At 58.6% G+C, this 13,834-nt stretch carries 9 protein-coding genes; 4 read left to right on the forward strand and 5 right to left on the reverse strand.

Translation table 11 applies throughout. The annotated features are described in order from the left end of the window. Positions 1–129: 129 nt before the first annotated feature. The 4 genes from mukB to cmoM form a co-directional block, all read right to left on the reverse strand. The gene (mukB, locus tag ACTG1K_RS14225; protein WP_440005816.1) at positions 130–4,557 is read right to left on the reverse strand and encodes a chromosome partition protein MukB; all 4,428 of its coding nucleotides are present in this window, start codon (positions 4,555–4,557) and stop codon (positions 130–132) included. Between the two features lie 3 nt (positions 4,558–4,560). Beyond that, positions 4,561–5,280 carry a chromosome partition protein MukE gene (gene mukE, locus ACTG1K_RS14230; protein ID WP_005336835.1) on the reverse strand — a complete coding sequence of 240 codons (720 nt, stop codon included), beginning with the start codon at positions 5,278–5,280 and terminating at the stop codon, positions 4,561–4,563. Further along, positions 5,261–6,595 (reverse strand): chromosome partition protein MukF, encoded by a 1,335-nt coding sequence (gene mukF, locus ACTG1K_RS14235; RefSeq protein ID WP_111901131.1) that lies wholly within the window; start codon positions 6,593–6,595, stop codon positions 5,261–5,263. The genes mukE and mukF overlap by 20 nt, the downstream gene beginning before the upstream one ends. A gap of 100 nt (positions 6,596–6,695) precedes the next feature. Then, positions 6,696–7,472 (reverse strand): tRNA uridine 5-oxyacetic acid(34) methyltransferase CmoM, encoded by a 777-nt coding sequence (gene cmoM / locus ACTG1K_RS14240; protein ID WP_031227571.1) that lies wholly within the window; start codon positions 7,470–7,472, stop codon positions 6,696–6,698. 101 nt (positions 7,473–7,573) lie between these two features. Between cmoM and elyC the strand changes: the two genes are divergently transcribed. The 3 genes from elyC (at position 7,574) to pfkA (ending at position 10,356) form a co-directional block, all read left to right on the forward strand. Next, positions 7,574–8,344 carry an envelope biogenesis factor ElyC gene (gene elyC / locus ACTG1K_RS14245; protein WP_440005818.1) on the forward strand — a complete coding sequence of 257 codons (771 nt, stop codon included), beginning with the start codon at positions 7,574–7,576 and terminating at the stop codon, positions 8,342–8,344. Positions 8,345–8,479: 135 nt separating this feature from the next. Continuing rightward, complete coding sequence (gene tpiA / locus ACTG1K_RS14250; protein ID WP_040069280.1) at positions 8,480–9,235, forward strand: triose-phosphate isomerase; 756 nt, start codon at positions 8,480–8,482, stop codon at positions 9,233–9,235. A 149-nt stretch (positions 9,236–9,384) separates the two neighbouring features. Next, positions 9,385–10,356 carry a 6-phosphofructokinase gene (pfkA, locus tag ACTG1K_RS14255; protein WP_005336840.1) on the forward strand — a complete coding sequence of 324 codons (972 nt, stop codon included), beginning with the start codon at positions 9,385–9,387 and terminating at the stop codon, positions 10,354–10,356. 1,633 nt (positions 10,357–11,989) lie between these two features. Here pfkA and ACTG1K_RS14260 read toward each other — a convergent pair. After that, a complete protein-coding gene (locus ACTG1K_RS14260; protein WP_005360943.1) occupies positions 11,990–13,231 on the reverse strand; it encodes a dicarboxylate/amino acid:cation symporter in 1,242 nt (413 codons plus the stop codon). A gap of 270 nt (positions 13,232–13,501) precedes the next feature. Here ACTG1K_RS14260 and ACTG1K_RS14265 point away from each other — a divergent pair, with 270 nt between their 5' ends. Further along, entirely contained in the window at positions 13,502–13,786 is a 285-nt protein-coding gene (locus tag ACTG1K_RS14265) for a pyrimidine/purine nucleoside phosphorylase (RefSeq protein WP_005336842.1), read from the forward strand. Positions 13,787–13,834 lie beyond the last annotated feature (48 nt).

Consider the following 13,834-nt stretch of genomic DNA (forward strand, 5'->3'; position numbering starts at 1 on the left):
ACTCGCCTTGTTGTCAGGCAGCAGCGACGGTGCGGCTACTTTGCCATATCTTCCATGTAAAAAGGGAGGCAAATGCCTCCCTTTAACCTATTTACCGGTCATCCCGTATCGGGATGGGCCAGAGACCTCTCAGGCAATCAGCTTGTCATCGGCAAAGCCGAAGCCGCGCAGGCCCACCACATGCACATGCTCGTGCTTGCCCTGCACCTTGCGGATGAGCTTGTAGGTGGTGCCCTTCTCGGGACTGATGTTCTCGGGCGCCGCGATAAGCAGCTGCATATCCTGCCGCTCGCACAGCTCGAACAGGGTGGCGATGGATTTGCCATCCAGACGGGCCGCTTCGTCGAGGAACAGCAGACGGCAGGGGGCGATATCCTTGCCGCGCAGACGGCGGGACTCCTCCTCCCAGCTGATCAGCACCATCAAGAGGATGGCCTGGCCGGTACCGATCGCCTCGCCGGTGGAGAGCGCGCCGCTCTCGGCACGCAGCCAGCCATCGGCCCCGCGCTGCACCTCGATCTCCAGCTCCAGATAGTTGCGATAGTCGAGCAGCACGTCACCCATCACCTGATAGCTGCGATCCCCCTGTTCGATCTGCGGGTTCAGGCGCTGGAACAGCTTGGCCATCGCCTCGGAGAAGCTGAGCTCCTTGTCGGCGAACAGATCGTTGTGCATGGCGGTTTGATCGGCCAGCGCCGTCAACAAACGGGTATGAGCCTCGCGGATATTGACGTTGAGGCGCACCCCGCGCACCAGACCGAAGGCGATGTTCTGCAAGCCCTGGTTGAGCACCCGGATGCGGTTCTGCTCGCGGCGGATGATGTTGGTGATCTTGGCCGCCACCTCGTGGGAGGAGAGCGACAGGTGGGTTTCCCGCTGCTTGAGCTCATCGGCCAGACGGGCCAGCTCGATCTCCATCTCCTCGATCGCCTCAACTGGATCATCGGAGCGGATGATGTCGTTGCGGATGCGATCTTTAAGGTAACGATAGACCTGCACGTAGAAGGCGACCTTCTGCTCGGTGCTGCGGTTGCCCTCGGATAGTCGCAGCGCATCGCGCAGAGCTTCGTCGTGGGCCACCGCCACCCGCAGGGCGCCGAGAGCCTTGTCCGACATGGAACGCAGCTCGTCGCTGTCCAGATACGCCAGCTCGCGCTTATTTAAACGCTTCTCGACGTCGGTCTCCCGCGCCAGCCGCACCACCCGCGACCAGCTCGCCTTGTGACCCACCAGTGATTTACGGGCGCTGTAGTAATCCTTGCCTTCCAGCTTGAGACGACCACCGAGGGATTCGATCTCGCGCTTGGTCACCTGCAGCTGGGCCTCGGCGCTGGTGCGACGGGAACGGGTGCGGATCAGCAGCTCTTCAATCTCTTTCTTGTGGGCGCGCGCCTTCTCTTCCATATCGTCAGAGAGGGTCAGCCCCATGGCCGCCAGCTCCTGTTCGAACTCGGTCAGGGTCTGGCGCTTGGCCTCGACGCTGGAGTTGAGGGCGGTGCGCAGCTGCAACGCCTCGGTATGGCGCAGGGCAATCTGCTTGTGCTGCTCGCCAGCGGTGCGGGCGGCAAGCTCGGCCGCTTTCAGCTTATCTTTGAGTCGCTCGCTCATCTCGGAGGCCTTGCCCAGCAGGTCTTGCGCATCCTGATAGGCAAAGTGCGGCAGACGGGCCACCAGCTGATCGAGGGCGTAGCAACGGCGTTTCTGCTCGGCCAGCAGGTCACTCACCTCATCGTAAGCTGCCTGCAGCGCCGCAAGATCCTGCGGATCCTGACGCAGCACCTGCACCATGGTTTCCAGTTTTTCCAGCGACTTACCGTGTTTGGCGATAAAGGCTTCGGCCTGTTTCAGGGCTTCCACATCGGCGTGAGCCGCCTCGAGGCGGGCTGCCAGCTCTGTCTCGGCAAACAGGTGAGCAAAGGGCAGCATCCCCTGCACCAGCTGGATATGGCGAGTCAGCTGGGCGGCGGCCGCTTTGGCCTCGGCCAGCTGCTTGTCACACTCACCAATGGCTCCTTGCAGCGCGCGCAGTTCGGCCTGCTTGGCCTGCACTTCGGCTTCGGGGTCGGGGCGGAAGGCGATATCCAGATGCTGACCGATAAAGTCGCGGAAGTGACCGTAGAGACGGTGATACTTCTGCTGCTCAAACGCGGCCTTGGCGTAGCCCTCGATGAGCCCTTCGCGTTCAAGGTCGAGCTGCTCGATCCGTTTTTCCCGCGCCGCGCGACCAAACAGCGGCAGCTCGGGATAGCGGGAGAAGCGCACCTGACGCTTGCTGGTGCGCACCAGCACGGCGTCCCCCAGCTCGTCCGCTTCCACCAGATCCTCGTCAAAGGAGTCGGGGTTGCCCTGAATCAGGTAGATATCTTCCGGGCAATCTTCCAGCTTTTTCAGCCGCTCGATGGCACCTTCGAGGTCGAGCACCACCAGGGCGCTGCGAGCCGGGCCGTAGAGCGCGGAGTAGTAAGGGGCATCATCGATGGAGATGTCGTCATAGACATCGGAGAGCAGTACGCCCCCCACCTGCTCGGCGATGCGGGCAAGGCGGGGATCCGCCTCGCCAGCCCCCAGCTGCAGGTTGCGAATTTGCAGCTCCAGCGCCTGTTTCTGGGCCGCGATGCGATTGCTCTCCTGCTCGAACTCGCGCTCCTTGTCGAGCACTGTCTGCATACCGGCCGAAAGCTCTTCGGCGGTGGCGAGCGGCAAACCGCTCTGCTCGCGCAGTTGCTCGAGTTTTTCAAAGGATTTGAGCCAGCGTGGCGCCAGCTTGGTGAGCTCCGCAATGTCACGGCCCAGCTGGGTGCCCTGATGCTCGAGGCTGGCGCGGCGCTGGTTCACCTCCGCCTGCTGCTCGGAGAGCTCCTCCTGACGGGTGCGCTGGGCTTCGAGGAAGATCTCCAGCTCATCGCTGCTGGCAATCAGCTGGCCGGAGGCCTGCTGCAGCTCGTCACGCAGCTTGAAGAGACTCTTCTGGCTTTCGCTCTCTTTCTCTAGGCGAGCCAGCGCGGCGCGCAGCCCCTGCCCCTGCGCGATGCGAGCCTTGTCTTCGATGTGACGCTTGAGCAGCGCCTGCGCGGTAGGCCAGGCGGCCTCGCGCACTGTTTCCGGAGCGATGCTCAAAAGCAGCGCCAGCGCCGCTTCGTGCTCGGCCACTGCCGCCTTGGCCAGTGCCAGCTGTTGCTCGGCCCCCAGCACCCGGCTGGTGAGGCTCTGCTCGGCGGCGCGGAACTGGTGCAGGGTGTCGCTCGCTTGTTCGGCGGTCAGCCCGGGCAGCTCGCACTGCTCGCGGGCAGCATCGAGGGCCTGCACCGCCTGACGGTACTGGATGGCACGGGTCTGCTGGATATCGAGCGCCTGCTGGTAGTCGGCCAGCTGGGTCTTGAGGCTGTCTACCTCGGCCTGCGCCAGCTCCTTGCGCTCTTCCACCTCCAGCAGCTGGCCGTGGATCTCTTCCACTACCGCTTGCTGCTGCTCGAGTTTGTCAGAGAGATCAGCCAGATCGGCGCGGTACATCTCGATCTTCTTCTGCAAGCTGACGGCCGCCATCACCTTGGCCAGATGCTCGGAGGCGGACTCCAGCTCGTCGGTCAGCAATTTTTCGCGGTTGGTGAGCTGCTCCACCTCGTCGGCCAGATAGATGGCGCGCTGTTTCTCTTCGGCCAGAATGCGGCGCTTGTCGGCCAGCTCCTGGCGAGCCTTGAGGGCCAGCTCGGAGAGACGGCTCTTCTCGGCGGCGTTGCGCACATAGTCGGCGGCCACATAGTGAGTGGTCTCGGTGATCAGGTTCTTGAACAGATCCCGCTGACCCTGGGTTTCCTTGATCGCTTCCAGCGTGCGGCGGTTTTCATAGATGGCCGCCTCCATGTCTGCAAACGCCTTGCGCACCCCGGAGTTCTCCGGCAGCAGGTATTCGCGCAGGGAACGGCTGATGGACGAGGAGATGCCGCCGTAGAGGGAAGCCTCGATCAGGCGATAGAACTTGCCGCGATCTTTTTGATCACGCAGTTTCTTCGGGGTGATGCCGAACTCGAACATGAAGTTGTGATAGTCGGTCACCGTATTGAATTTGGCGACTTTCAGCGCCCCCAGCTCGGCGGCAGCCCCTTTCAGATCGGTAAAGGCGCGTACCCGCCCCTTGCCGCCATCGAGCTTCTCCAGCAGCAGATCGGTCGGCGCCAGATTCTCCGGCACATCCACCAGTGCAAACGGGGTGATGTTGACCTTGTTGTCGCGGTTGGCCACCTGCTCGAGGTGCACGCCGACCCAGATCCGCTGTTCGCGGCTGTTCATCACTTCCAGCAGGGAGTAGCAGTGGCCACGCTGCAGCTTGCCGTAGAGCCCCTTGTCACGGGAGGCGCTGCTCGATCCCGCTTCCGTGGTATTGCGGAAGTGAAGCAGTGACTGGTCGGGGATGAGCGCCGCGATAAAGGCCGCCATGGTGGTGGACTTGCCCGCGCCGTTGCCGCCGGAAAGGGTAGTGACCAGCTGGTCGAGATCGAAGGTTCGGGCAAAGAAGCCGTTCCAGTTGACCATGGTCAGGGATTTGAACTTGCCTCGCACCGGTTATACCTCCAGATCCAGTTGTTCTTCATCGAGATCCGCCTCGATGTCATCAAAGAGCGAGTCGCTGCTCGGCATTTCGTCGTCGTGGAAGATGGCTTCACCCTCCTGGATCATCCGCAGCTGAACGGCGCGCGGATCTTCATCGGAGCGCACGTCAGCGGCGAAACGGAACACCGATTCGTTGACCCGGAATTTATCCCCGTTGCCAAGGGCGGTGATCATGCCAAGGCGGCGCAGACGGCGCATGGAGGTACGGATCTTTTCGAGCAGCTTCTTCTTGTCGAGATCGGTACCGCCGGAGCGGCTGTTGACCATCCGCAGCAGCTGCTTCTCGTCGGCGAGGCTCAGCACCTCTTCTTGCAGCTCGGCCATGGCGAATACCCCTTCGGAAGCCAGACGATCCGGGCTCAGGTAGAGGTAGCAGAGCACCTTGCCCACCAGCATATCGAGCTCGGAGAGCACAGTGGTGCCGATGTCCGAGCTCGGGCGCGGGCGCAGGTAAAAGAAGCCTTCCGGCGCCTTGATCAGCTCCACCTGATAGCGGCCGTAGAAGATCTCCAGCTCGCTGTGATACTCGACCAGCGCCGAATGCTGCTCGAACTCGTCGGCACTGATGTGACGGCCGGAGCGCAAGGCGGTGTCGATGCGCGGAAACAAGGGGTTGGCAATCGCCTCTGCAAGGCGCAGCGGCAAGGGAAACTCAGAATTGATCAATGACATAGGCCTGAACCTTGGATCCAGCTTGGTTAATGGGTTTCCATGCGGGTTGGCGATGCAGTTCGCGCTCGCCGCTGGCATGGCCCAGGCGCACGGCCTGGTCGATCAGAAGACGCGCCACATCGAAGTGGGCATGGGCCGGGTAGTCCAGCAGGTATTCCCGCAGCACATCGGCCAAGTCCAGCTGCTGGCCCTGCTCGGGGTAGCGGGCCAGATAACGCTCGATGCGCTCAGCCAGCTCCTGGTTGATGTCCACCATCTCGACGTACTCCATCTCGAGTGGCACCTCACCGGTCACCTCCTCGTCGTGGATGGCGATGGTTTCGTCGCGCAGCTCCAGCAGACGGGGCTCTTCGGCCACCCGCAGCTGCCAGTTGTGCTGCTCGAAATTGCGGATGGACTCGCGCAGCCGCTGGCTGAAGGCGCGGTTCTTGTCCATATCGATGGCGTTGCGGATAAATTTGTGGACGTGTCTGTCGTAGCGGGACCAGAGCTCGATGCACTGCTGACCCCAGCTGGTGATGACATCAAGACGACCTTGCAAGGCGTGAGTCAGCTCCTCGACGTGGAACAGATCGTCGCGCCCCTGCGCCGCTTCCTGAATATTGAGCAGCCCCGCCTGCAGGCGGTGGCCGGCGGCATCCAAGGTATCTTGCAGCTCGCGCAGGGTCTGGCCGGTCTCGTGCAGCAGCTTTTCGCAGCTGTGAATGGCATCGACCCAGTTCTGGGTCAGCAGGGCCGCAATCTCGCTCTTGACCTGATTCTGCTGCTCATCCATGGCGCGCTGGGTGAGATCGATTCGCCCCAGGGTCTCTTCCAGCGAGAAGGTGAGGCGCGGCAGCACCTCGGCATCCCACTGTTCACGGGTGTTGGTCTCAAGCGCCGCCTTGCGGGCGGTGTCGAGCTCGGAAGCCAGGTGCTCGAGCAGAATGGAGAGCTTGATGGAGTCAACCTGACGCTGATCCATGAAAAAGTCGACGATGCTCACACCCAGGCGCGACAGGCGGTAGAGGCTCTCCCCCGCCACCATGTCGGTGTTGAAACGCGACAGCAGCTGCTGGCGAATGAGATCGTTGATGGCGTTGTTGGCGCGACCGGTGAGGGTCTCGTCCATCTGGCCGAAGGCGCTGCTGACATAGCCAAAGGCGTCGTGCAGCGCCGCCTCCGACAGGTCCGACTCATCTTCGGACAGGGTCTTGATTGCAATCAGAAAGGCCAGCCGGTCGGTCGGCAGGCTCAACGCCAACCCCTCCTGCCTGACCCACCCTACTAGCTCCGGCAAAGAACGCTCTGGCAGGGTACGGGATGTACTCATCATGATGTTGTCATCTCGTTGTTGTATTGGGCGCAAAATCGTGCGCGCGGCTACATCCAGTAGCATCGAAAACATGGTTCACATCGACGTGAACTGCGAGCAATCAGCTGGCCGGCTTCTGGGCCATCACATGGATATAGCGACCGAGGGCGACAAAAGGCTCCTGACGGCAATATTGCTGCTCCATGGCCAGCAGATCGTCGAACTTCTCCACCTGATCCTGCTTGTGACGCATATAGTCGTGGATCACCCGCACTCCGGTCTTGCCGATGATGCGCAGCCCCCCGCGACCAATCCAGTCATAGACCTGCTCCGGCAATTGGGGATTGGTGGGCGTAAGCGCAGTCTGGCGCTTCTTGCGAAGACCAAGGCGCACATAGTCAAAATTGCCCACCACCAGGCTCTGGAACAGCAAACCATGACGGTTGTAGAAAAGCAGCGACAGTATGCCCCCGGCATTGACGAAAGGGAACAGACCCAGCAAGGTCTGGCGCGGCTCGGCGAGCCACTCCAGCACCGCATGGCAGAGCACCAGATCAAAGGTGCCGGTCACGTGTTGCTTCAGATCCTGAATGGGGCAATGGATGAGACGGATTTTGTCTTCCAGCCCCTTCTCGGCGATCTGGCTGCGGGCTAGTTCCAGCATTTCTGCTGACAGATCGCATAGCTCCACCTGATGGCCCATGGCCGCCAGCTTCTGGGCGAAATAGCCAAAACCGCCCCCCGCATCGAGGATGCGCAGCGGACGGTTGCCAAGGCGGGCCAGGCAGGCTTCGATGTCGCTCCAGACAATGGTGGTGCGGATGCGCCCCTTGGTGGAGTCGTAAATGTTGCGGGCGAACTTGTCGGCGCGCCCGTCAAAACTCTGATCGTGCTTCAAGGAGAAACTCAACATTAGCGCCACAGGGTTGTGGCCATCCCAAAAAAGAGAGGTATTCTGTCACATCCCGAATTTGCTGAAAACTCAAGGAAGTGTCTGCCGTGTTTGTGATTAAAAAGTGGCTTGGTCAGCTGTTGATGCCGCTCCCCTTCTCCCTCTCCCTGCTGCTGGTCGCCCTGCTGCTGCTCTGGTTCACCCGTTTTCAGAAAACCGGCAAGCTGCTGGCCACTCTCTCGCTGCTCATTGTGGCGCTGATGGGGATGCGGCCGGTGAGCTATGAACTGGCCCGCGGGCTGGAGCAGACCTTCCCGCCGTTCGAGGTGAGCCAGCATCCCAACATCGATGCCATAGTAGTGCTCGGCAATGGCCATGTCAGCGACCCGGCGGTGCCGATGCGCAGTTGGCAGAACAATATCTCGCTGGCACGGACTCTCGAAGGGGTTCGCCTTGCCCAGGCCTATCCCGACGCCGAACTGGTGTTCTCCGGCTATGTATCGGGGGATACCCTCTCCAATGCCGATGTCAATGCCCGGATGGCCGAGAGCCTCGGCATATCCCGTTCGCGAATGACGTTGTTTGAAAACAACAAAGACACTCATGATGAAGCGGTCAGTATCAGCCGCCATCTGAAAGGAAAAGAGGTGGCGCTGGTCAGTTCGGCCACTCATTTGCCACGTGCCATGGCCCTCTATCAGGGTCAGGGACTCAAGGCCGTGCCGGCCCCCACCGACTACACCGCCAAGCAGAGCCAGGTACCCCAGCCCCTCTACAGTTATTTACCCAAAGGGCGTTATCTGATGTATTCCGAAGCTGCCATCCACGAATGGATTGGGGTATGGTGGGCTCGCTTGCGGGGGCAGGTTAACGAATGAGCGATCAAGCGTTTCATTCCTGATTTGGATCAGGAAAGCGAAAAAAAATTACGTCATTTGCCGCCGGGTCAGCTATCTTGGGCTCGGTTCAATTCATATAATGTCGCGCAATCAAATGCCTAGGAGATATACAAGATGAGACAGCACCTGGTAATGGGTAACTGGAAACTGAACGGCACCAAAGCTTCTGTAGAAGCTCTGATCAAAGGACTGACCCCGGCTGCTGCCGCTCATCCTTCTGTACAAGTCGCCGTCTGCCCGCCGGTTATCTTTTTGGGTCTGGTTGAGCAACTGACCGCTGGCAGCAAGATTGCCTACGGTGCCCAGAACGCTGACGTTCACGAGTCTGGTGCCTTCACCGGCGAAAACGCCCCCTCCATGCTGAAAGCCTTTGGTTGCACCTACTCTCTGGTCGGCCACAGCGAGCGTCGTACCCTGCACGCAGAGAGTGACGACGTGGTTGCTGCCAAGTACGAAGCGATCCAGAAAGGCGGCCTGGTGCCGGTTCTGTGCATCGGTGAAACTCTGGAGCAGTTCGAAGCCGGCGTGACCAAGAACGTGGTTGAGACCCAGCTGAAAGCTGTTATCGACCGTTGCGGCATCGCCTCCTTCAACAACGCCGTTATCGCTTACGAGCCGGTATGGGCCATCGGTACTGGCAAGACTGCCACTCCGGAGATCGCTCAGTCCGTTCACGCTCACATCCGTCAGTACCTGGCCGGTTTTGATGCCGCTGTTGCTGCCAAAGTACAGATCCTGTACGGCGGTTCCGTTACTGGCGCCACTGCAGCCGACCTGTTCGGTCAGCCGGACATCGACGGTGGCCTGGTCGGTGGTGCGTCCCTGAAAGTGGACGACTTCTCCCAGATCATCGCTGGCGCTGCCAAGTAATCGCTGATTACGGCAAAGAGAGGGGCTCGTCCCCTCTCTTGTATCGCTTTTCCTATGGTGGCCCCCGCATCCCATATGAAAGCCGATATAGTAAAAGTGGCTTGTCTATTTAAACATTCGTATTTGACAACTCAGATCCAGAGGCACTCATGACCAAACAAATCAAACGTATTGGTGTTTTGACCAGTGGTGGCGACGCACCCGGTATGAACGCAGCCATTCGCGCCGTGGTTCGCGCCGGTTTGCATCATGGCCTGGAAGTTTACGGTATTTATGATGGCTACCTCGGCCTGCACCAGGATCGCATCGTCAAGCTGGAGCGTCACAGCGTCTCCGACGTGGTGAACCGTGGTGGTACTTTCCTCGGCTCCGCCCGTTTCCCTGCCTTCAAAGACCCCGCAGTGCGCGCCGAAGCGATCGAAAATCTGAAAAAGCACGGTATCGATGCGCTGGTCGTCATCGGTGGTGACGGCTCCTACATGGGTGCCAAGAAGCTGACCGAAGAGGGTTTCCCCTGCATCGGCCTGCCGGGCACCATCGACAACGATATCGCCGGTACCGACTTCACTATCGGCTTTGATACCGCTCTGAACGTGGTGGTTGACGCCATCGACCGTCTGCGTGACACCTGCAGCTCCCACCACCGTATCTCAGTGGTCGAGATCATGGGTCGCCACTGTGGCGATCTGGCCATGTCTGCCGCCGTTGCCGGTGGTGCCGAATATGTGATCGTGCCGGAAGTAGCCTTCGACAAAGAGAAGCTGCTCAAGCAGATCAAGGAAGGCGAAGCCAAGGGCAAGAAGCACGCCATCATCACCATCTGTGAGCACGTGACCGACGTGAACGCGCTGGCCAAGGACATCGAAGCCCTGACCGGTCGTGAAACCCGCGCCACCATCCTGGGCCACATTCAGCGTGGCGGTGCCCCGACTGCCCGTGACCGCATCATGTCCAGCCGTATGGGTGCTTACGCCGTTGAGCAGCTGCTGGCTGGTCACGGTGGTCGCTGCGTCGGTATCCAGCGCAACGAGCTGGTACACCACGACATCATCGACTGCATCGAGAACATGAAGCGTCCGTTCGATCAGGAGCTTTACAACCTCTCCACCACCCTGTTCTAAGCCTCGCGGCTTTTTACCAGCTGTTGATGACAAAAACCCTCCATCGGAGGGTTTTTTAATATCTTACAAAAACGGGGGCATCCGCACGCTTTGTGGCCCTCACCATAAGGGTTGCCTGATTCCCTACCCTTGCGCCATCTGACAGATCACCAGCCTTCCCCTCCTCACACCAACCGGCTTCAGCCTACGAACAGAGTTCCGGTATTGTCGTGGATGTTTTATCACTGCGAACCGGATTGCGTTGACCTGTGCTCTGTCGACCCTGAAACGGGCTTGTTCGGCCTCCTCGTCATACGCCGCTTTTTATATCTCAATCTTGTAGAAGGGACGCAGATATCTTACCCAACCATGCTCCGGCGCAGCTCTCGTATTGCAATCACATGACTCACGCAGGTGCATCGCCCACGCAAATCGCTGCTCGCGCCCAGCTCAGCCCAGCCCAGCCCAGCCCAGCCCAGCCCAGCCCAGCCAGAGAGTATGCCTCTGCCCTATTGCGCACCTCACTCTTGCTGCGGCCATGTCGACTCCGAGGCCGACGGGGAAATTGGCGGTGATAAAACAGCCAGCTGCCACTCTATATCCCCCCGATGCACGGCTCTCCTCCCTATGCCCCCAGTGTTTTGCTGTAAAAATGCGGAGACACTGGACTGATAAAGTGATGGTGCGACAAGGGTTGGCAACCAGACTCTCTCCATAGACTTCTTTTGGATGGGCTATCTACGTCAGGAATCGTCAAACTATGGTCTTGAACACTTTTTATGGCCTCAATGACACTATTACAAGGGTGAAAACTTATAAAAAGTCATTTGAGCTCCATACAAAACCCATCACAAAACCAACCAGTAGCTCAACAACTAATTGAATTTAAATGAAATAATCATAAAGGCAGAATCTTGAATGCCTGGCATACCAGATCAGGTGATAAAATCATCTCAATATGACAAAAATAGCCATCTCAACCAACCACACACACAAAGAAGCTATTTTATCAATTTACATCTTGTTTTACCCCCTTGTTATGGTATCTTGACTGCATCAACCAACAACTTAGGGAGAGAAAAATGAAAGAGTTTGTCGTTACTGCCGTTTTCACGGTGTTTTTCACCCTGGTTGCTGTCTCTCTGCCCTCACTGTCACAGTTCTGAGCCGGATAGAGAGGCATCAATCCGGACCGACCCTCTTTGCCATGTCTGTTTAATCGCCACCAACTGGCGCTTTTCAGTAATAATGCCGAGATGGTCAACATAGATATGATTTCATCACGTTGACGCTGTTTCTTTCGCCACAAGGGTGTAACCAGGATGGTTTAACCATATGGCCTGATGGAGTAGAACCAGCAGCAGATCATATCCGAGGGGAGCAAGGCTCCCCTTTTTGTTACCCGTCGTTTGACAATCCCCTACCCAGGCATCCACAACAGGCCGGTTGACGCCACACGGCCCATGCCCACAACTGATGTTTTCTCCTCCTGTACTCTCCATTCAACACAGCTAAATCCGTCAGCAATCTCTTGTGCACACCGTTGCTCTGATACTTGTCCGGCAGATATAAAAAAGCCCCCACCATCATGGCAGGGGCTCGCGTTACGCAGTGTCAGCTTAGGGCTGTTATATCTCAGTCCAGCTCAAAGCAATTATGCCTTGTTCCAGCGCTCTGGGTCATATTCCGGGCTGAAGCGGTCAACAATGACAGCACAGGCCGCATCGCCGGTGATATTGAGGGAGGTGCGGATCATGTCGAACAGACGATCCAGCGCGAACAGCAGCGGCAGCCCTTCGATGGGGATCCCGGCCGCCAGCAGCACGGCAACCACCAGGAAGCTTGGGCCCGGCACACCGGCCTGACCGATCGCCCCCAGAGTGGAGGTCACAATGATGGCCGCCCAGGCACCGACGCTCAGATCGATGTTGTAAACCTGCGCGAAGAAGATGGCGACCAGACCGTAATAGATGGCGTTGCCGCTCATATTGATAGTGGCACCCAGCGGCAACACGAAGGAGGCGGTCGCGTTGGTCACTTTCAGATCATGCTCGCAGGTCTCCATATTGACCGGCAGGGTCGCCATGGAAGAGGCGGTGGAGAAGGCCACGATCTGCGGCTTCTTCATGGCAGAGAGGTACTTCATCACGGGCGTGTTGGAGAACATCATCACCAGCAGCGGGTAGACCACAAAGCCGAAGATGAGGATGGCAGCCACATAGACCACGAACAGCTTGAGTACCAGGGTCAGCACATCGAAGCCATAGGTACCGATGGCTTCCGCCATCAGACCGAACACTCCGAGCGGCGCGATGATCATCACCTTGTTGATCATCCAGACGAAGGCATCCACCAAGGTATTGAGCCCATCGACCAGTGGCTTGGCCCGCTCGCGCGGCTGTTTGGCCAGCGCAATGCCGAGGAACATGCAGAATACCAGGATCTGCAGGATGTTCGCTTCGTTGAGGGAGTTGAAGACGTTGGTGGGGATCATGCCAAGCAGGGTGGCGACTGCATCCGGCAGCGCCCCTTTATCGGCGTAGTCACCGCCAAACATGGAGGCAACGGAAGCGAAATCGACCCCGACACCCGGCTTGAAGATCTGCCCCATCACCAGCGCCAGCAACACGGCCAACGCTGAAGTCACGAGGAAGAAGGCCAGCGTCGCTGCACCGATCTTGCCCGCAGCCGGACTGGCGCCCAGATTGGCGGCGCCGGAGAGGATGGCAACCGCCACCAACGGGATCACCAGCATCTTGATCAGCTGGATAAACAGGGTACCGAGCGGTGCAAACACGGTGGCTTGTTCACCCATGAACGCGCCGACCACTGCGCCCAGTACCATGGCGACCACAACCTGGAAGCCGATGTTTTTAATGAGTCCTTTAGTTAACACAATATGTTCCTTTATGTAGCAAAATTCACACTTTTCCCAGTGCAATTAACCAAACAGGGGAATGAGCGGCTGCCCATTCCCCTGTTTGCGCGTGTTATCTCACATTTAATTGCTGTTTTAAATCAGCAAATCATTAACCTTGGCTATTAATAAGTTTGCGAAAAAGTGAAGATTCAAAGCGGTCTCGGCGATTTTTACCTCATCCCCCATGACAACTGGCAAAAGATTGTGCTAGTTTGGCTGCACAAACGTACACACAGGGATGTAAAGATGCTGAAAGTTAACGAGTATTTCGACGGAAATGTAAAATCCATCGGTTTCGAACAAAAAGGCGAGAAATCAACCGTCGGGGTGATGAACGCCGGTGACTACCTGTTCAACACCGCCGCCCCCGAGCGGATGACGGTGATCAAGGGCGCCCTCACCATCCAGCTGGCTGATGAAGATGAGTGGCACACCTACAGCCAGGGTGAATCCTTCCTGGTTGCCGGTCACTCCTCCTTCAAACTGGAAGTGAAAACCCCCACCGCCTACCTGTGCGAATTTCTCGACTGATCAGGCCGGTTGAAGGGGATCAGCCCCTTCAACTTTCTTGGTCCCCCC

It is taken from the genome of Aeromonas sp. 102P (assembly GCF_051920345.1).
GTDB classification, from domain to species: domain Bacteria; phylum Pseudomonadota; class Gammaproteobacteria; order Enterobacterales; family Aeromonadaceae; genus Aeromonas; species Aeromonas veronii.

Excerpts from the sequence above, each read along its gene's own strand:
- mukF (WP_111901131.1), bottom strand. The coding sequence starts at position 6,595 with ATGATGAGTACATCCCGTACCCTGCCAGAGCGTTCTTTGCCGGAGCTA.
- mukE (WP_005336835.1), bottom strand. The coding sequence starts at position 5,280 with ATGTCATTGATCAATTCTGAGTTTCCCTTGCCGCTGCGCCTTGCAGAG.
- ACTG1K_RS14265 (WP_005336842.1), top strand. The coding sequence starts at position 13,502 with ATGCTGAAAGTTAACGAGTATTTCGACGGAAATGTAAAATCCATCGGT.
- tpiA (WP_040069280.1), top strand. The coding sequence starts at position 8,480 with ATGAGACAGCACCTGGTAATGGGTAACTGGAAACTGAACGGCACCAAA.
- pfkA (WP_005336840.1), top strand. The coding sequence starts at position 9,385 with ATGACCAAACAAATCAAACGTATTGGTGTTTTGACCAGTGGTGGCGAC.